14 protein-coding genes are annotated in these 18888 nt (G+C 59.7%); 10 read left to right on the forward strand and 4 right to left on the reverse strand.

Going from position 1 to position 18888, the window contains the following annotated elements; genetic code table 11:
* Positions 1 to 37: 37 nt before the first annotated feature.
* A complete protein-coding gene (gene uvrC, locus LJD29_RS19180) occupies positions 38 to 1963 on the reverse strand; it encodes an excinuclease ABC subunit UvrC (RefSeq protein WP_446743182.1) in 1926 nt (641 codons plus the stop codon).
* 288 nt (positions 1964 to 2251) lie between these two features.
* On the opposite strand from uvrC, the gene LJD29_RS19185 reads away from it, so the two are divergent.
* The gene (locus LJD29_RS19185) at positions 2252 to 3055 is read left to right on the forward strand and encodes an OmpA family protein (RefSeq protein WP_446743183.1); all 804 of its coding nucleotides are present in this window, start codon (positions 2252 to 2254) and stop codon (positions 3053 to 3055) included.
* A 56-nt stretch (positions 3056 to 3111) separates the two neighbouring features.
* Here the strand turns inward: LJD29_RS19185 and pyrE are convergent, their stop codons facing one another.
* On the reverse strand, positions 3112 to 3708 hold the full coding sequence (gene pyrE, locus LJD29_RS19190) for an orotate phosphoribosyltransferase (protein WP_446743184.1): 597 nt from the start codon (positions 3706 to 3708) through the stop codon (positions 3112 to 3114).
* A gap of 55 nt (positions 3709 to 3763) precedes the next feature.
* Here pyrE and LJD29_RS19195 point away from each other — a divergent pair, with 55 nt between their 5' ends.
* From LJD29_RS19195 to LJD29_RS19205, 3 genes are all read left to right on the forward strand, one after another.
* Positions 3764 to 4039 (forward strand): DoxX family protein, encoded by a 276-nt coding sequence (locus LJD29_RS19195; protein ID WP_446743185.1) that lies wholly within the window; start codon positions 3764 to 3766, stop codon positions 4037 to 4039.
* Positions 4040 to 4120: 81 nt separating this feature from the next.
* The gene (locus tag LJD29_RS19200; protein ID WP_446743186.1) at positions 4121 to 5413 is read left to right on the forward strand and encodes an Nramp family divalent metal transporter; all 1293 of its coding nucleotides are present in this window, start codon (positions 4121 to 4123) and stop codon (positions 5411 to 5413) included.
* Between the two features lie 153 nt (positions 5414 to 5566).
* A complete protein-coding gene (locus tag LJD29_RS19205; RefSeq protein WP_446743187.1) occupies positions 5567 to 6259 on the forward strand; it encodes a GNAT family N-acetyltransferase in 693 nt (230 codons plus the stop codon).
* Positions 6260 to 6350: 91 nt separating this feature from the next.
* On the opposite strand, the gene LJD29_RS19210 is transcribed toward LJD29_RS19205, so the two are convergent.
* Positions 6351 to 8138, reverse strand: a complete 1788-nt coding sequence (locus LJD29_RS19210; protein WP_446743188.1) for an AMP-dependent synthetase/ligase — start codon at positions 8136 to 8138, stop codon at positions 6351 to 6353.
* Between the two features lie 180 nt (positions 8139 to 8318).
* On the opposite strand from LJD29_RS19210, the gene LJD29_RS19215 reads away from it, so the two are divergent.
* The 3 genes from LJD29_RS19215 (at position 8319) to LJD29_RS19225 (ending at position 11743) form a co-directional block, all read left to right on the forward strand.
* Entirely contained in the window at positions 8319 to 8666 is a 348-nt protein-coding gene (locus LJD29_RS19215; protein ID WP_446743189.1) for a PadR family transcriptional regulator, read from the forward strand.
* Positions 8667 to 11306 (forward strand): ABC transporter permease, encoded by a 2640-nt coding sequence (locus LJD29_RS19220; protein ID WP_446743190.1) that lies wholly within the window; start codon positions 8667 to 8669, stop codon positions 11304 to 11306.
* A gap of 122 nt (positions 11307 to 11428) precedes the next feature.
* Entirely contained in the window at positions 11429 to 11743 is a 315-nt protein-coding gene (locus LJD29_RS19225; protein ID WP_446743191.1) for an RcnB family protein, read from the forward strand.
* A gap of 72 nt (positions 11744 to 11815) precedes the next feature.
* Here LJD29_RS19225 and gltB read toward each other — a convergent pair whose 3' ends face one another.
* On the reverse strand, positions 11816 to 16312 hold the full coding sequence (gene gltB, locus LJD29_RS19230; protein ID WP_446743192.1) for a glutamate synthase large subunit: 4497 nt from the start codon (positions 16310 to 16312) through the stop codon (positions 11816 to 11818).
* Positions 16313 to 16534: 222 nt separating this feature from the next.
* Here gltB and LJD29_RS19235 point away from each other — a divergent pair, with 222 nt between their 5' ends.
* From LJD29_RS19235 to argB, 3 genes are read left to right on the forward strand one after another with little or no spacing between them, the layout of a single operon-like run.
* Positions 16535 to 16984: an arginine repressor gene (locus LJD29_RS19235; RefSeq protein WP_446743193.1), complete on the forward strand. Its 450-nt coding sequence runs from the start codon at positions 16535 to 16537 to the stop codon at positions 16982 to 16984.
* 51 nt (positions 16985 to 17035) lie between these two features.
* Positions 17036 to 18091, forward strand: a complete 1056-nt coding sequence (argC, locus tag LJD29_RS19240) for an N-acetyl-gamma-glutamyl-phosphate reductase (protein WP_446743194.1) — start codon at positions 17036 to 17038, stop codon at positions 18089 to 18091.
* Positions 18088 to 18870: an acetylglutamate kinase gene (gene argB / locus LJD29_RS19245; RefSeq protein ID WP_446743195.1), complete on the forward strand. Its 783-nt coding sequence runs from the start codon at positions 18088 to 18090 to the stop codon at positions 18868 to 18870. Before argC ends, argB begins: the two co-directional genes overlap by 4 nt.
* Positions 18871 to 18888: the final 18 nt, after the last annotated feature.

The raw sequence follows: 18888 nt of genomic DNA on the forward strand, positions 1-18888 counted from the left end.
ACAGAGCTTTGTCGTCCTGACGATGAGAGCGATTCTGTCACGGCAGGTCGTTGTTCAGCACAACCAGCGGATTCTCCGCTGCTTCATCCGGATGGAAATGAGCGTGAATCAGCGTAGCGGTCTTGCGTTGGACAACCGCCGTCAGCGCCTCGATATCGGCCTGCTGCACACCGCGCAGACTACCGAAATGTTCGATCAGCCGCGTTCGCGTTCGTGCGCCGACACCGGGAATCGTGAACAGTTCCGAGTCGCGATCGCGCATCTCGCGACGCTTGCGATGGTAGGTAATTGCAAAGCGATGCGACTCGTCGCGCACATGCTGGATCATGTGCAGTACGGGCGAGCGGCGCTCCAGCACGATCGGCTCGTCTTCCTGCCCATACACATAGATCAGCTCTTCACGTTTCGCAATGGACGCGAGCGGCTGTGTCGTCAGGCCCAGCTCTTCCAGGGCAGATGCCGCTGCATGCAACTGGCCGAGACCACCGTCAACGAGTATCAGGCTGGGCATCTGCTTCTTTTCCTCGACCAGGCGCCGATAACGGCGTCCGATAACTTCGCGCATGGAAGCGAAGTCGTCCACACCCTCGACTGTTTTGATCTGAAACTTGCGGTAATCGGACTTCTTCATCCCGCCGTCTTCCCATACGACCATCGACGCGACCGTCTCCGCGCCCTGGATATGCGAGATGTCGAAGCACTCGATGCGGCGAGGCAGTTCTGGCAGCATGAGCACGTCCTGCAGCGACTCCTGGATCGCCTTCTGCGACGGCTTAAGAACGCGGAAGCGCTGGTCGTAGCTCTGCTTGGCGTTCTGGCCGGCCAGGTCGATCAGTGAGCGTTTCTCTCCGCGCATGGGCGCGGCAATCTCCACGCGATGTCCGCTACGCTCGGCAAGCAATGCGCTCAGCACGTCGCGGTCGCCAAAGTTCACTGGCAGATAGATGCTCTTGGGTACATACTGCTGATCGATGTAGAGCTGCTTCAGCAAGGCGGAGAAGAAGGCTCCGGCTTCAAAGGTGGGCCCATTCGCCGCAGCCGCTACCACCTCTTCCGGCTGATGCTCTTCGCTCTCCGGCTCCGCCAGTTCGAGCATCAGTTCCTGCAGGTCTTCCCAAAAGAACTCGCGCCGGTCGACGATCTTGCCGCCGCGCATGTGGAAGAGATTCACTGCGACCATGCCGTTTTCGTAGTGATAGCCAAAGACGTCGGCGTCATCGTTCTCTGCCGAGGCGATGCGCTGTTTTTCCTGTAGCTGGCTGATTGTGATCAGCAGGTCCCGATATTTCGCGGCCAGCTCGAACTGCTCACCGGCAGCGGCTTCCGCCATGCGCTGCTCCAGTGATTTTGCGAGGTCGCTCCCGCGCCCTTCAAGCAGCATCTGCGCATCGCGCACTGCCTCACGGTAAAGCTCAGGCGTCGTCAGGTCTTCCACGCACGGCCCCAGGCAGCGCTTGATGTAGTACTGGAGGCAGGGCCGCGCGTAGTAGCGCCGCAGGTCGAGCTTGCAGCTGGGCAGCAGAAAACTGCGATGAATTAGTTCAGCGATCCGGTAGGCGAGATTTCCTGGGAAGAACGGCCCATAGTAAGCGCTGCCGTCTTTGCGTATCTTGCGCGTGACAAATACCTTGGGAAAACGATCGGCCAGCGTCAGTTTTACGTAGGGATAGGTCTTGTCATCGCGCAGCAGAATATTGAAGCGCGGCTTCCGCTGCTTGATCAGGTTGTTTTCGAGCGCCAGCGCCTCACGCTCGTTGTCGACCAGGATGTAGTCGAGGTCGACAGCCTCGCGCATGAGCGAGCCGGTCTTCGCGTTGGCCTGCGATGTCTCCAGCAGATAGGAGCGGACTCGCGACCTGAGATTTTTGGCCTTGCCGACGTAGATGACTTGGTCGTCGGCGTTCTTATACAGATACACGCCCGGCCGGGTGGGGAGTGACCGAATCTTCTCTAGGAGATCCATGGGGGCTTATACAGTCTAAATGGTTAGTATGGGACCGTCCCGCCAGAGCGTCATTCACGTAAAAAGTACATGGTTTATTAGCTTGATTCCTTAACGTGTTGGATTTAATTAATCTATTTAAATCATTGAAATTAGATATTTTGAAGTCAAATCATTGTTTGGCACGCCATTTGCCCCACTAATCGACGTTGGTATTGCCGTGCCTGTAAGATTTCACGGCATCTTAACCACAGATTGCGAAACCCGTTCCCAACGTTTGAAGCAGTTTGAAAAGGGAGTAAGACAGACATGAAGACAAGCAATGAAATGATCGAACTGATGGTGCCGCAAACCAGGATTATGAGCCAGTCCGCCGGCCGTCTCCGGGCCTTCTGTGTTGTTTCAGCTTTCGGAGCCCTATCGCTCCTCGCCATTACCGGATGCTCCACGAAGAATTACGTGCGCAGCCAGACCCAGCCGGTGATTGAGAAGACGAACGAGCTGGATGATGCGACGGCCAAGAATAACCGCGCTATTCACGATGTGGATGACCGCGCGCAGGCCGGCATCAAGCAGGCGCAGAGCTCGGCCGATTCTGCCAACCAGCAGGCGCAGTCGGCAAATATGGCAGCCAAGCAGGCTGACCAGTCCGCGCAGGACGCTGTGACCCAGGCTGATTCCCTCGCCAGCGTGGTCGCAAACATCGACAGCTACAAGCAGGTTTCTGAGACTTCCGTCACCTTCGCCTTCGACAAGGCTGACCTGACCCGCAAGGGCAAGGCGGCCCTGGATGACTTCGCCGCTCAGCTGGGCAGTGCCCGCGGCTACATCCTTGAGGTGACCGGGGGAACCGATTCGACCGGTTCGGCGCAGTACAACTACGACCTCAGCCAGCGCCGCGCGCAGGCCGTGGTGCAGTACCTCGCTTCGCAACACCAGGTGCCGGCACACAAGTTCTACCTGATTGGCATCGGCAAGGATCAGGAAGTGGCTTCGAACTCTACTGCTTCCGGACGCGCGAAGAATCGCCGCGTAGATATCCAGCTGCTTTCGAATGCGGGTGCGCAGCCTGCGGGAACGGGCCAGACGAGCCAGATGTCGGCTCCCCAGTAAATCAGAAGAAATCCGCAACGCCGGGGCAGATCCTTTGGGGTCTGCCCCGTTTTTTGCTACATGGCCATCTGGGCGATGTGGGCGGCGCGCACATCGTGTGCCGTATAGAGACTGTAGAACGGCGCGCCTTCACAGGCGGCTTCGACCGCTGCGCGGCCTTTCGCTTCGCGTTCCACGAGACAAATACCGGCAATCACTTGCATGCCCGCCTGCTTTGCCGCCTCGATGGCGTTAATGGTGGAAGCCCCGGTGGTGCAGACGTCATCGACGATGACTACCGGCGCGCCTTCCTCGAAAAATCCTTCGATGCGGCGTCCCATACCGTGAGCCTTTTCTGCCTTGCGTACCAGGAAACCGTGGATGAGTCCCGCTGAGGAATGCTGCTGCGCATAGTAGGCGCTGGCCGTGGCCACGTTCGAGACGATGGGATCGGCGCCCATGGTCAGGCCGCCGATAGCCGCAGGCTTCAGGTGCTTCTCATGGAGCAGCTCGAGAATGGCCAGGCCGGTCAGGCGGCCGCCTTCGGCGTGCAGTGTGGTGGTGCGGCAATCGATGTAGTAATCGCTCTTCGCGCCGGAGCTGAGGGTGAAATCACCCAGCTTGAACGAAATACGCGAGAGCAGATTGAGCAGGGATTCGCGGTGTGTGGTCATCGCCTTCGATTGTAGCTCCCACTAGAATGCTCTCAAACATCTGTGCGGGAGAAGCATGAGGAAGAAGCTGGAAGTTCTTGACAGGTTGCAGCCGTGGGGCGCAGTCATACTCCGGGTAGCCTTGAGCGTGTCCATGGCTGTCTACGGCTGTGAAAAGGTTCTGCCGAAGGGGGCGTTGCATGGTTTTGCCGCGTACGTCGGGACTCCTGGCTTGCCTGCCTGGTTGGGCTACGTCGCTGCCTACACCGAGTTTCTGGGCGGAATCATGGTGATTCCGGGCCTGGCACACTGGCGCTCGATTGCCTGCTGGGCATCCCTTAATGCCGCGTAATTCCGATCGCACGATGTCATACTTCAAAGTAGAAGTTTTTTCGAACCGATAATGCCCACGGCCCAGGAATCAGATCCGCTTTTGCGACCGTCGCTGCCCGATGTTTACTCATCGGTACGGCTTACTTCGTCGCGGGTATTCTGGCGCCGCGCCCTGGGCTTTGCCGGGCCGGGATTCCTGGTCGCGGTCGGCTACATGGATCCAGGCAACTGGGCAACCGACCTTGCCGGCGGATCGCGCTACGGCTACACGCTGCTCTTCGTGATCATGCTCTCGAACCTGATGGCGATTCTGCTGCAGAGCCTTGCCCTGAAGCTTGGCATTGCATCGGGGCGCGACCTGGCGCAGACCTGCCGCGAACGCTACAGCCGGCCGATGGTGATCTTTCTCTGGCTCTTTGCTGAGATTGCGATTGCGGCCTGCGATCTTGCGGAGGTCATCGGATCAGCCATCGCGCTGCAGTTGCTGTTTCATATTTCGCTGGTGCTGGGCGTCATCCTCACGGGCGGCGACGTGCTGCTGCTGCTGCTGTTGCAGAACCGGGGCTTCCGCTACCTCGAGGCGCTGGTCATTACCTTGATCACGACCATCGCGGTGCTCTTCGGTGTGGAGATTGTTCTCTCTCGCCCCGAGTGGGGACTCATTGCCCATAACCTGCTGCTGCCGACCACGAGCAGGATGGTGACCGATCCGCAGATGCTGTACATCGCGATCAGCATCCTGGGCGCGACGGTGATGCCGCACAATCTCTATCTGCACTCCTCCATCGTGCAGACGCGGAACTATGAGCGCACGATTGAAGGCAAGCGGGAGGCGATCCGCTTCGCGAATCTCGATTCAGCGACTGCACTGATGATCGCCCTGCTGGTGAACGCGGCGATCCTGGTAGTGGCGGCAGCGGTCTTTCATCGCTCCGGGCATTACGAGGTGGCGGCGATCGAGGATGCCTACAAGCTGCTCACGCCGATGCTGGGTGTCGCCGGAGCGAGCACGCTTTTCGCCGTGGCGCTATTGGCGTCGGGCCAGAACTCAACGGTGACAGGGACGCTCGCTGGACAGGTGGTGATGGAGGGCTTTCTCGAACTGCGCCTTCGCCCATGGAAGCGGAGACTCATTACGCGGCTGCTGGCCATCGTGCCGACCGTGATCGTCACGATGGTCTACGGAGCTCGGGGCACAGGAGACCTGATCATCCTGAGCCAGGTGATCCTGAGTCTGCAACTCAGCTTCGCGGTTTTCCCGCTGGTGTCCGCCACCAGCGACAGGAAGATGATGGGCGAGTTTGTGAATTCCGGTTTTGTAAAGGGATTGAGTTATGTCGTTGCGGTGCTGATTGCCGGGTTGAATATCTGGCTTCTCATCAAGACTTTTTGAGGCAGACTTCTTTACTGCTTTCGATTCCCTCTGCCATCTCCCAAATAGCACAACGTGACAGCTCGCGGCGTCGCTTATAACTGCGAAACATCTATCGCCACGGGCTTGTCACAATCATTGAGCCGATTCTGGTCTGTGCGTTGTCCAATCTGTGTGCAAGCCTATTTAGCGAACCCAGTCTATTCTGCGCTCACTACCGCGCTGGAGCCATTTTCCCTGTCCAATGGCGTAGCGCGCCGCTTTCAGCATGGTGTTATCCCATTCGCTGGCGTTCCTGAGCCCAGCGCGGAAGCCCTTGCTGACCTGGTTCCTCTGCTGCTGGCGAAGGAAGAGATCTATCTCACAACGGACGAGGGAGAAACCATAGATCTGCCCAGTGGGCTCGAAGTAGTATCGGCATTACCAGGCTTGCAGATGGCATACACCGGTCCGGCTCCGAGTGATGGAGACGATGCCGAGATCGTTGCGCTCACCCCTGCCGATGTCCCCGAGATGCTGGAGCTAAAGGCTGTTGCGTTTCCGGGATACTTCGGTCCGCGGGCGCCGGAACTCGGGCGCTTCTACGGGATACGCGATGCGAAGACCGGGAGGCTCATTGCCATGGGGGGCGAACGCCTCGCGACTTTTACGGAGAAAGAGATTTCAGCGGTGTGTACTCATCCGGACTACCTCGGCCGGGGCTATGCCACGCGGCTGATTCGCGCAGTGCTTCGGCATCAGGCAGCGCCCGGTGCCCGGTCGATTCTGCATGTCATCGCGAGCAACAAGCGAGCCATCTCCATTTATGAAGGGATGGGTTTTGTGATTACTGGAGCGCTCGAATTCATCCAGCTTCGCAGGGTGTGAGCCGCTTGTCTGGGAGATGCTTTTACATCGCGTAGTGGAGATTCACCTACCCACATTTCAGAAGCGAGACGTGGGTAGATGCCATGTCTTCCTATTGCGCCGTTGCTTCATCCGTGTAGAAGCTGCGAATCTCGCCCGCATACTTCTCTACAATCACGCGGCGCTTCAGCTTGAGGCTTGGCGTTAGTTCACCCGACTCGACGGCCCACTCGTCGGGGACTACCTTAAATCGCTTGATCATCTCGAACGTTGCGAGGCCCTCGTTGGCCCGCTTTACGATCGCCTGGTATTCGGCCACCACTCGCGAATCCTGCACGAGATCGCGGCGCGTGGAGAAGCTGATGTTATGCTGCTGCGCCCACTCCTCGAGCGCGGGAAAGTTCGGGGAAATCAGCACAGATGCGAACTTGTGTTTGTCTCCGACGAGCGCGGCCTGCGCGACCAGAAGATTTGTCTTGAGGCGATTCTCGATCGGCTGTGGAGCGATCATCTTTCCGCCAGAGGTCTTCAGCAGCTCCTTCTTGCGGTCGGTGATGGTGAGGAATCCATCGGCGTCGATGAAGCCGATGTCGCCAGTGTGGAAGTACCCATCGGCATCGAACGAATCGGGAGCATGCTTCGGCTGCTTCCAGTAGCCTTCAAAGACATTCGGCCCCTGGACGAGCAGCTCGCCGTCGTCGGCTATGCGGCAGTTCACGTTGGCAAGGGGCTTGCCAACCGTGCCCATGCGGTTGTTGATGGGCGTGTTGAGGCCGATGACCGGCGAGGTCTCGGTCATGCCATAGCCTTCGAGAATCCGGATGCCGATGCCTGCATACCAGCGGGCAGTATCGAGACCGAGGGGCGCTCCGCCGGCGATGTAGTAGCGGACATTGCCGCCGAATCCACCCTGAATCTTTTTGTAAACGAGCTTATCGGCGATCTTCCAGGCAACCGACGAGGGTGTGATTCCCTGCGCCACGGTTTCGTGATGCTTCGTGCCTGTCTTTACCGCCCACTGAAAGATACGTTGGGTGTTCTTCTTGCGGGCGGCGCGTCGCTCCGACTCCTGGCGGACCTTCTCGTACACGCGGGGCACAGCGACAAGGATCGTCGGCTTGACCGCCTGCATCGCCCCAGGTAAGCGTTCGAATCCGGGACAGTAGGCCAGCGTTACATTCTGGGCGTACATCGCGTAGTCGAGATGGCGGGCGGTGATGTGCGAGAGCGGCAGGAACGATATGCAGCGGTCAGTATCGTGGAAACCGAATTCCGAGGTCGAATAATTCAGGTTCTGGGCGATGTTGCCGTGCGTGAGCACGACGCCCTTCGGTTCCCCTGTCGTACCCGAGGTATAGATCAGGGTCGCCGGGTCTTCCGGCTTCACGTCATAAGCCATGCGATCGAAGCTGGCGTCGCGAACCGAGCCGCGGGCATCGGTGTCGTCCATCAACGATGAGAATGAGACGGCATCGGGAGTGCCGGTATCATCCATGATCACGATGCGTTCGATGGCGGTGCGATCGCGGAAGGCGGCAATCTTGTCGTATTGCTGACGGGTGGATACGACGGCCACCCGGGCTCCCGAATCCACCAGCAGGTCTGCAATCTGGCCAGCTGGAAGCGTGGGATAGATGGGTACGTTGATTGCGCCGATAGCGAGGCTCGCGAAGTCTGTCACGCCCCATTCCCAGCGGTTCTCGCCAAGAATCACGACCCGATCCCCTTTGCCGATGCCCCAGGAGGATAAAGTCTCTGCCAGCGCCCGGACGCGCTGATAAATCGCCGCGCCACTTATCGGCTGCCAGCTACCTGATGTTTCCTGCGTGAGTACAGCACGTTCCCGGTTCGAGGCAGCAACCGTAAAGAGCACGTCGTTCAAGGTTTTCAGCTTCAGCACGGCGTTAAGACTAACAGATGGACAGAGATTAGGAATGAGGAACCAGGGATTAACAGGAGGATTACTGCAACTCGTCCCGGTTTTCCAATTCCTAGTCACTCATTCCTGATTTCCGCAGTTTCCTGTGGCAGCGCCACAGGAAATGTGTAATGATCTGTGTCCATACCACAGGAGAGGCAGATGGCCGATTCGAAGCTCGATCTTCTACAGGGAACATTGGACTTGATGGTCCTGCAAACGCTGGCCGCGATGGGAACGCAACATGGCTATGGAATCGCCCGGCGCATTGAACAGGTGAGCGGCGAGGCGATCCTGCTGAACCAGGGCACGATTTATGCCTCGCTGGTGCGGCTGCAGCAGCGAGGGTGGATCGATGCCGAGTGGGGCACATCCGACAACAACCGCAAGGCAAAGTTCTATTCGATTACCCGCAAGGGCCGCTCGCAGCTGAAGGAAGACGCCGCGTACTGGCAGCGGCTTTCCGAAATCATGGCGCGTCTGCTGGCCATGCAGCCGGAGCAGAACTAAATGGAAACGCCACGCGGCATCTTCGAAAAATTCCTGTCCTTCTTTCGGCAGGGACGGCTCGACGGCGATCTCGAAGCCGAAATGGAGTCGCACCTGGAGATGGCCATCGAGGAGAACCTCGACAAAGGCATGTCCCACGAAGAAGCACGCCGCCAGGCGCTCGTTCGATTCGGCGGAGTCACACAGGCCCGGCAACAACATCGCGATGCAAGGAGCTTACCCATGCTTGAAGTTCTCATGCAGGATCTGCGTTACTGCTTCCGCACCATGCGGCGCGACCGCGCCTTCACCATCATCGCCGTGCTGATTCTCGGGCTTGGCATCGGCGCGAACATCGCTGTCTTCAGCGTGGTGAACACCATTCTGCTGCGCCCGCTTCCCTTCCATGACCCACAGCAGCTCGTACGCATCACGGACCTTCAGGCTAAGAGCGGCGAGTCGAGCCGGACCTATTCGGCGGATGCGTGGGATCAGTACCGGGAGCAGACGCACACGCTCTCCGATATCACCGGTTATTTTGCGTTCTCCTCGGAGAACAACTACAAGCTCACCGGCAACGGTCAGCCGAAGCCCTTTACCGGCATCCTGGTGGCGGGCAATTTCTTCCATACGCTCGGAGTCACTCCCACGCTGGGACGCGACTTCACCCCCGATGAGACAGTACTGCATGGACGGCCAGTGGTACTGCTGACTCACCCTTTCTGGCAGAGCCAGTTTCATGCCGATGAAAATATCGTAGGACGATCTGTCGATATCGATGGAAAGCCTGTGACTGTCGTCGGCGTGCTGCCGGAGAGCTTCGACTTCGGAGCGGTCTTTGCGCCAGGTACCCGCGTGGATGCCATCTTCCCGGTGGTGATGGATGAGATTCGCAGCGATGGCAACACCCTCGCCCTGGTCGCTCGCTTGATGCCCGGAGCGACGATCGGGCAGGCCCAGGCCGAAGCAAACCAGATCGTTCCGAAGTTTCTCTTCTCACGCAAGCATCCGGACTACGGCGCGGGCTATCGTGCCGACCTGCTGGACCTGAAGGACTACGTCAGCGGCAAGCTGCGCCGTTCCCTGATTGCGCTGTGGTGGGCGGTTGGACTCATCATGCTGATTGTGTGCGTGAACCTGTCGAACCTGATGCTCGCCCGTTCAGCCGCGCGCAGCAAGGAGTTCGCCATGCGTACGGCGCTGGGCGCACGCCGCTCGCGCCTGGTGCGGCAGTTGCTTACAGAGAGCCTGGTGCTGGCCTTCGCAGGAGCAACGCTGGGACTGGCCTTTGCGTACTCCGTCGTCCAGTATCTTGCGCACCAGGGTTCGATTGCCCTTCCACTACTGAGCAGCATCCGCCTGGATAGCCGGGCGCTTGCGTGGACGCTTCTGATCGCCGTCTCAGCCGCTGTACTCTTCGGGCTTTTCCCGGCAATTCGCATGTCGCGCACAGACATTCAGGAGGCGCTGAAGGACTCAGGCCACGGTACGAGCGCCGGACGGAGACATGAACGGATGCGCTCTGCCCTTGTCGTCTCCGAAGTCGCACTGGCATGCGTGTTGCTCGTAGGAGCCGGCCTGCTGCTGCGAAGCTTTCTCCATGTGCTCGACGTCGATCTTGGCTTCACGCCCAGTCAGGCTTCGTCGATCCAGATCGAGTTCGACTACAAGGGCGACCTCAATAAGGCTGGTCAGATGCTGCAGGACATCCTGGGGCGGGTGCATGCCATTCCGGGAGTAGAGGCTGCGGGCGTTACGGACAGCCTGCCCATGGCGCGCAATCGCAGCTGGGGTATTAAGCCAAAGGGCGTACCGCAGTTTGAGAAATTCGAAGGTATCTTCGTTTACATGATCAGCCCCGGCTATCTGGACGCACTAGGCCTGCACCTGCGCGAAGGCCGCGATATTCGTTGGGACGATAACAAGTCCGCGCAGAATGTGGTCATCCTCAATGAGGCTACCGCGAAGACCTTCTGGCCGGGCCAGAATCCGATCGACCGTATGGTGACGATCGGCGGCGACGAAGCTCGAGTCATCGGCGTGATCTCCGATGTGCGCGAAAGCGGCGCGGAGACGGTCGCAGGATTCCAGGCTTATATGCCGGCCATGCAGCGATATGCCGCAGATAGCTCACTGGTGGTGCGTTCCAAGCTGCCTCCGGCTTCGCTTGCTACTCCCATCATGAGCGCATTGCGTGCCGTCGATCCGGATCAACCGTCGACCCAGCTACATCCGATCCAGATGCTGGTCGATCATGCGGTCTCGCCGCGAAAGTTCTTCGTGCTGCTGGTCTCAATCTTTGCGGAGCTCGGCCTGCTGCTGGCTATGCTTGGCATCTATGGTGTCATCTCTTACTCGGTGTCGCAGCAGACGCAGGAGATCGGCATCCGCATGGCACTGGGCGCGACGCGAGCCAACGTACAGTTCGGAGTGATGAGCCGCACGATGAAACTTGCCATGGCAGGTATCGTGATCGGCAGCATCGCATCGGTGGTGATGGCGCGATGGATTGCGGCACTGCTCTTCGGCACGAGTCCGGCCGATCCGCTGACCTTTGGCGGCATGGTCCTGATCATGGCGGCGGTGGCTTTCATTGCCGGCTTCATCCCGGCCATTCGTGCGTCACGGATTCAACCGATGGTGGCGCTCCGCAATCAGTAACAATTGCTAAACGCGGCAAATGAGATAGTTACAGGGCAACTACTGGATTCATGAGATTGAAAAACAACATCCTTCGCAACTTCAGAATCAAAAGTAGTGTTTCAACCAAGCAAGGAGATAGCATGAACAAGTTTTGCAAAGTGATTGCCCTGACCACGATGTCCACGATGCTTTCAGCAGGTGTCGCTCTTGCGGATGACCACCACGATGATCATCACGGCGGTCCGCATCCCTACGTCCGTCATGATGACTGGCACAGGGGCGGACACATTCCGCCGGCTGACTGGAATCGTGGCGAGCGCATCGATTATCACCACTATCACCTGAGCGCGCCGCCGCATGGCTACGAATGGCGCGAGGTAGATGGCAACTACGTGCTGGCTTCCATTGCTGGTGGCATCATTGCATCCACCATCATTGCTTCGACTGTCCACTAGAAACTATGCGCTCTTATGCGCGACAAAAAGCCGGTGCAAATGCACCGGCTTTTTGCTGCGCGAAAGGCTTGTTCAGGCCTGCGGTCTCGGAGTCAGCCGAATGAACTTCGGTGCCAGTTCTTCCCACTTTGAAAGCAGCCAATAAGCGCGCGTGCTGGCGGTCTTCTCAGCATGGAGCTGGACCAGTCCACGAATGCTTGCCTTTGCTTCCTCGTCGAGAACGTCGTAGCGCTCTGCTTCCAGGAACTCGGGATGATAGCGTCCGCGATCCATGAAGTGACCTTCTTCGTCGAAGACCCAGGCGAGACCGCCGGTCATGCCTGCGCCGAAATTGAAGCCGGTATCACCGAGGATGACCGCGAGTCCGCCGGTCATGTATTCGCAGGCGTGATCGCCCACTCCTTCAACGATGGCCAGCGCGCCCGAGTTACGAACAGCGAAGCGCTCGCCTGCGCGGCCCGCCGCAAAGAGCGCGCCACTGGTGGCTCCGTACAGCGCAACGTTGCCGAGGATCACATGCAGCTCAGACTGCAATGCCGCACGGCCCTGCCCGCGAAGGATGAGCTCGCCGCCCGAAAGGCCTTTGCCCACGAAGTCGTTGGCCATGCCTTTGAGTATGAGCTGCATGCCATCGACAGCGAACGCGCCGAACGACTGGCCAGCAACACCTGTCATTCGTACCGAGATCGGGGCTTCCGCGCCGGACCTCTTCGCATCGTGCTTCACGCCTGATGTGTGGAGTGTGGCCAGCTCGCCCGCAAGACGCGCACCGAGGGTGCGGTCTTCGTTCGATACCAGCGCCTCGTGAATGAAGTGCTCGCCATTGCGATACGCATCGAGAGCAGGCTCGACCCATGCATTGTCGATCGGAGCATGCGACTCAGGACGCGTGTTGCGAGCTCCCTGCCAGCGGATCTCACCGTTCGCAGGCGCCGCAAGCAGCGGAGCCAGGTCGAGCGATCCATCGAAGCGCACCTGTTCGAGCAGGTCGGTGCGGCCGATGGCAGCCTCGAGCGACGGCAGACCGTATTGAGCCAGCAGTCCCTGCAGTTCGCGGGTCAGCTCCTCGAACATACGGACGATGTGCTCGGGCTTGCCGCGGAACTTTGCGCGCAGATCTTCACGCTGCGTGGCGATACCAGTCGGGCAGGTGTTCAGGTGGCACTGGCGCGCCATGTCGCAACCGATGGCTACGAGAACCGAGGTGCCGAAGGCGTATTCGTCAGCGCCAAGCAACGCGGCGATCAGGATGTCGCGAGCCGAACGCAGACCGCCATCGGTACGCAGGCGCACGCGTCCGCGCATACCGGTTTCGATCAGCACCTGCTGCGCTTCAGCAAGGCCAAGCTCCCACGGATTGCCCGCGTACTTGATGCTGGAGAGCGATGCGGCGCCGGTGCCGCCCGAGTGGCCGGCGATGACGATGTAATCGGCGTAAGCCTTGGCCACGCCAGCCGCCACCGTGCCTACACCCGCTTCGGAGACGAGCTTTACGCCCACGGTTGCCTTCGGGTTGATGTGCTTCAGATCGTGGATGAGCTGCGCCAGGTCCTCGATCGAGTAGATGTCGTGGTGCGGCGGCGGCGAGATCAGCTGCATGCCTGCCTGGGCGTGGCGCAGGCGCGCAATCAGCCCGCTGACCTTGTGGCCCGGAAGCTGTCCGCCTTCGCCGGGCTTTGCGCCCTGCGCAACCTTGATCTCGATCTCTTCGGCATGAATCAGGTATTCGGCAGTGACACCGAAGCGGCCCGATGCCACCTGCTTGATCTTGTTGTTCAGCAGGTGTGACGGAGTCATGGTGCCGTTGAGGTTGAGCTCCACATTTGGTTGGTAGACAGCAGGGTCTTCCCCGCCCTCTCCTGTGTTGGAGCGGCCACCAAGCATGTTCATCGCGACCGTAATGGTCTGGTGCGCCTCGGGGCTCAGAGAGCCGAGCGACATGGCGCTGGCGATAAAGCGCTTGTACATTTCCGATTGCGTTTCAACCTGTTCGATCGCCAGCGGAGCACCCGCAGGCCTGATCTCAAGCAGTTCACGCAGAACGGATGGCGTCTTGTCGACGGCCTGGGTGGCAAACGAGGTCCAGGCAGCAGCCGGATCGGTTGCCGCAGCGGTGCCGCGAGCCGAACCCACAACAGTCTGCAGGGCTTTCACCGTGCTTGGCTGCCAGGCGTGCGGTTCGGAGACATCGGACTTGCGGAAGCGAACCCATCCGTATTCGGGCAGGTCTTTCTTCGCAACGGTAATCGGAACCAGCGGCTCTACGGGAGCCGAGCCGCCATCGGGCGAGATGCCGTTCGGCGATGAGGCATTGCGAATCTGCTCTTCAAGCTGCGTGAACCCGATTCCGCCGAGCGGCGCCGGGGTGCCGTAGAAGCACCTGTCCACGACCTCATGGCTGAGTCCGATCGAATCGAAAAGATGGGCGCTGCGATAGCTGTCGACGACAGAGATGCCCATCTTCGACATGATTTTGGCGAGGCCAAGATCGAAGGCATGCAACAGGTTGTACTCGCCCTGCTCCGGGTTGAAGCTGCGCGCGGTTTCAAGAGCCAGCCACGGGCAGACGACGCCCGCGCCCATGCCGAGCAGTACGGCTGCGTGGTGCAGGTCGCGGCAATCGCCGGCTTCAGCGGCAATACCTACGCGGGTGCGCTCACCGGCGCGGATCAGCGCAATGTGTACGGCGCCCAGGGCCAGAGCCATGGGAATCGGCGTCGCTTCCCCGATGAAGCGGTCGGTCAGCAGCAGAATCGCCGCTCCTCCGCGCACCAGGTCAATCGCCTTTGCGCAAAGGTCGTCGAGCGCCGTCTCCAGGGTCGAGGTCTGCGGCAACACACACTCGAGCACTGCCAGCGGCAGATCGTTGGCCATGGCATGCTCGCGGGCGCGCAGGTCGTGTACCTGGGCCAGCGAGAGGAATGGCGACTTCAGAGAGATGCCGGGCAGCCGCGCCTTTTTATCGAGCAGGTGAGGCCACGGTCCGAGACGCGTATGCAGCTGGACAACGCTGGCTTCGCGGATCGAATCGGTCGGCGGGTTGGTTACCTGCGAGAAGCGCTGGCGGAAGTAGCCGTAAAGCGGACGCGGCGCACGCGCCATAGGGGCCAGCGGCGTGTCATCGCCCATCGACCAGATGGCGTCCTTGCCGTCCATGGCCATCGGCTTCAGGATCATCGCCACGTCTTCGCGGCTGTATCCGAAGGTCAGCTGCAGGCGCTGCAGCTCTTCGGCTTCGGGTGCCGCGGGCGCGGTGTGATCTTCAAGAGTACGGTTCTCGATCAGCGACTCGTATTCCTTGGCGGCGCCGTCAAAAATCTCCATGATCTGCTCGTCTTCGAGCAGCACATGATCCTTCAGATCGACCACAAGCATCTGGCCAGGGCCAAGGCGGCCGCTGTGCGTGACGGTTTCGGGATCGAGATCGACCAGACCGGCCTCTGACCCCACGACAACAAGACCGTCTTCCGTCTGGAAGAATCGACAGGGGCGCAGGCCGTTGCGATCGAGAATGGCGCCCACAACGAAGCCATCCGTGAAGGCAACGGCGGCAGGGCCATCCCACGGCTCGGTCGCGTCTCCCGAATAGGAGAAGAAAGCCGACTGCTTCAGGTTACCGGCGGGCGGAATGAGCATACGCAGCGCCTCGGCTACGGTGCGGCCGTTGCGCGAGAGCAGCTCGACAGTCTCATCGAGCGAGGTAGAGTCCGATCCGTCCTTCGAAAATGCGGGCAGAAAATCCGGAGAGAAGGTGGCGGCGCGGGCGTCCATGCGGGCGCGGTTGCCCCACACGGTATTGATCTCGCCATTGTGTGCGAGCATGCGCAGCGGCTGGGCGCGGTCCCACGAGGGCGCGACGTTGGTGGCATAACGCTGGTGGAAGAGCGCGAAGGGCGTGGTGAACTCGGGGTTGCTGAGGTCCGGAAAGAACTCGGCAAGGATGCGGCCTGCGCACATGGACTTGTAGACCATGTTGGACGAGGACAGCGAACAGATGTATCCGCTCGCGGAGCTGCGCTCGAACTGCTTGCGGGCCAGGAAGAGCCGCGAGTTCAGCTCCTTCCAGTCGGCCAGCCCGAGGTCGTCGGCGGTGATCAGCACCTGGCGGATGACGGGCATCGTCGAGAGCGCGATCTCGCCCAGCACTTCCGGGCGAGTGGGCACGTCACGCCAACCGAGTACGGTCAGCTCGCGATCCGCGAGAGCCTGGTCCAGTTCGGCATGAGATTCCGGGGCGTCGCTGGGAAAAAATACAACGCCGACCGCAAGAGGCTTCGCCGGGTCCAGCGAAATGCCCGTCTGCTTCAGCAGGAACTCGCGAGGGATCGCGGTGGTAATTCCAATTCCGTCGCTCGATTTACCGTCAGCGGCGACAGCGCCGCGGTGTTCGAGGCGGGCCAGGGCGGTAAGAGCTTTCGCAACAATGTCATGCGAGGGTTCTGCGCTGAGCCGGGCGACGAAGCCGACGCCACACGATTCGTGCTCGAACCGGGCATCGACAAGCGAGGGCCGAGAACTCTGCGAGCGCTCGGCGAGGAGCGGGGAATCAGAAAAATTTATGGAGCCCATGGCTTAATATACTTCCTCCATACGGGAATCACATCAACAAAATGCAGGCAGGGCGCGGTTTACGATGCGTCTATAAAGAACTGCAATCAAAGGTATTAAGAAAACTTATCCGCAGCCGCTTGACATCCCGCCTGTGTATATTTATACATTGAATTGCATGTTTATGCATCCCTGCCGGAGCTTACCGAAGGCGGGGATTTTGGATTTCAGGCACAACAAACCATGACCAAATACGACCGGCACAATGCGATTCGCGAACTGGTGGCTTCAGCGGTTGTGGCCAACCAGGACGAGCTGCGCCGCAAGCTGGTGCGTCATGGCTTCGACGTGACCCAGGCAACACTCTCACGCGATATCCGTGAGATGCACATCTATAAAGGGCCGAACGGCTATGCGTTGCCAAGCGGCAATCTCGCCGTCGATGAGGACGATTCTCTTCCCTCTATAAGGGAGATTCTCGAGAGCTTTGGCCTGAAGGTCAAGCAGGCCCTGAATCAGCTGGTGCTGATTACCACCAGCGGAGGCGCGCAGCCAGTGGCGTTAGCCATCGATCACGAGGACTGGAACGAGATCGTCGGCACCATTGCCGGCGATGACACCGTGTTGATCATTTGTCCGGATGAGAAGCAGGCTTCCCTGCTGCGAAGCAGGCTGGAAGAGATGATCGGTTAAGCGGTGACTCGCCGAAAAACGCTGAAACATTTGCTTTGAAATCTGGGGAAAATGACGAATTCGATACAAACTGCGGTACTTGGGGTAAGCGGATACGCTGGCGCGGAGCTGGCGCGGATTCTGCTGCATCATCCCCGGCTGAAGGGCAAGCCCCCCGTGTTCCTGGGCCGCGCGGATGCGACCGGCGAAGCTTCGCTGACCGCGATGCATCCTCAGCTGATGGACAACAACGGATCGGGGGCGCTGAAGATCGAGCCTTTTTCCTGGGATCTGCTGAAGTCTCGTGGCGTGGATGTGCTGTTTCTGGCAACGCCGCACGAACAGTCGCGTGAAATGGCCCCCGAAGCGCTCAAGCACGGCATTCGCGTCATTGATCTAAGCGGCGCATGGCGGCTGGATCATGCCGTGAATCGCGCCGTCTACAAGTTCGACGATGAAAACCCTGCAACTGCCGCTATCCAGGAAAAGGCTGTCTACGGCAGCCCCGAGCTGCACCGCGACGAAATTCGCGACGCTCACCTGGTCGCCAATCCCGGCTGCTATGCCACATCGATCATTCTTGCGCTAAAGCCGGTCGTTTCGGCCGGATGGGTCGATCTCGATAAGGGCATCATCTGCGATTCGAAGTCGGGGGTATCCGGCGCGGGCAAGGCGCCTTCGGCAAAGACGCATTACATGTATGCGGCGGACAATCTCTCGGCATACGGCCTGTTCGGTCATCGCCACCGTGGCGAACTCTTCGAACAGCTCGGTCTGACCGATGACCAGATTACTTTTACGCCTCATTTGCTACCGATTCCGCGGGGAATTCTGTCTACGATTTATGTGACGTTCACAGAGCAGCGTAATCCTGAAGAGGTGGAGGCATGCTTTCGCAGCTTTTATGCCGACAGTCCCCTCGTCCGCGTCTTCCCCGCTGGTCAATTGCCGCAGATCCAATACTCGGTGCGCACGAATTACTGCGACATCGGATTCGAACTGCATAAGGACGGCCGCCGATGCGTGATCGTCTCGTGTCTCGACAACCTGCTTAAAGGCGCTGCCGGGCAGGCGGTTGAAAACCTGAACCTGATGTATGGATGGGGAGAAGCGGAGGGATTGGCATGAAATACGTCGTCAAATTAGGTGGGGCCACCCTCGAGAGTCCTGAGCTGCTGCACCAGTGCGCTCAGGCGATCTCTGAGCTGGTTAAGGATGGCAACAGCGTTGCCGTCGTCCACGGAGGCGGTGTACAGCTTACGCGCACGCTGAAGCAGCTGGGCAAGCAGAGCGAGTTCATCGCCGGCCTGCGTGTCACCGATGCCGAAACCCGCGATGCGGCGTTGATGGTGTTGGGTGGCCGCGTGAACAAGTTTCTCGTCGCCGCACTTGGAGCACACGGTCAGTCTGCTGTCGGGCTTTCAGGCGGGGATGGGCTGATCTTTCGCGCGCGCAAGAAGCGGACCGCGCCCGACCTCGGCTTTGTCGGCGAAATCGTCGCGAGCGATCCCCGCTGGCTTGAAGCCATCTGGCAGATGAAGGCTGTGCCAGTGATCTCGAGCATGGCGCTCGGCTTCGATGGCGAGTACTACAACGTGAATGCCGACGAAATGGCTGCAGCCTGCGCCGCGGCCTGCAAGGCCGACGCCCTGGTCTTTCTCACCGACGTTCCAGGAGTGCGCGGAGCCGATGGCGAGATCATGCGCTGGCTGAGCGTCGACCAGATCGCCGGGCTCACCCGCGATGAGGTCATCACCGGAGGCATGCTCCCTAAACTCGGAGCCTGCCGCGAAGCATTACTGCAGGGAGTGAAGCGAGTGCGCATCTTACCAGCAGAGGCCGCGGCGGTATTGCCGGACCTTTGCAGCACGCGCGTGGTACACGGCACAGAAGTTTTAGTTGCGTAGGGTTTAACCCCGTTGGAG

It is taken from the genome of Silvibacterium acidisoli (assembly GCA_022870745.1).
In the GTDB taxonomy this organism is placed as follows: Bacteria; Acidobacteriota; Terriglobia; order Terriglobales; family Acidobacteriaceae; genus Silvibacterium.

What these genes read in the sequence shown, in the direction of transcription:
- uvrC (WP_446743182.1), bottom strand. Translation starts at nt 1,963, where the DNA reads ATGGATCTCCTAGAGAAGATTCGGTCACTCCCCACCCGGCCGGGCGTG.
- LJD29_RS19185 (WP_446743183.1), top strand. Translation starts at nt 2,252, where the DNA reads ATGAAGACAAGCAATGAAATGATCGAACTGATGGTGCCGCAAACCAGG.
- pyrE (WP_446743184.1), bottom strand. Translation starts at nt 3,708, where the DNA reads ATGACCACACACCGCGAATCCCTGCTCAATCTGCTCTCGCGTATTTCG.
- LJD29_RS19195 (WP_446743185.1), top strand. Translation starts at nt 3,764, where the DNA reads ATGAGGAAGAAGCTGGAAGTTCTTGACAGGTTGCAGCCGTGGGGCGCA.
- LJD29_RS19215 (WP_446743189.1), top strand. Translation starts at nt 8,319, where the DNA reads ATGGCCGATTCGAAGCTCGATCTTCTACAGGGAACATTGGACTTGATG.
- LJD29_RS19220 (WP_446743190.1), top strand. Translation starts at nt 8,667, where the DNA reads ATGGAAACGCCACGCGGCATCTTCGAAAAATTCCTGTCCTTCTTTCGG.
- LJD29_RS19225 (WP_446743191.1), top strand. Translation starts at nt 11,429, where the DNA reads ATGAACAAGTTTTGCAAAGTGATTGCCCTGACCACGATGTCCACGATG.
- gltB (WP_446743192.1), bottom strand. Translation starts at nt 16,312, where the DNA reads ATGGGCTCCATAAATTTTTCTGATTCCCCGCTCCTCGCCGAGCGCTCG.
- LJD29_RS19235 (WP_446743193.1), top strand. Translation starts at nt 16,535, where the DNA reads ATGACCAAATACGACCGGCACAATGCGATTCGCGAACTGGTGGCTTCA.
- argC (WP_446743194.1), top strand. Translation starts at nt 17,036, where the DNA reads ATGACGAATTCGATACAAACTGCGGTACTTGGGGTAAGCGGATACGCT.
- argB (WP_446743195.1), top strand. Translation starts at nt 18,088, where the DNA reads ATGAAATACGTCGTCAAATTAGGTGGGGCCACCCTCGAGAGTCCTGAG.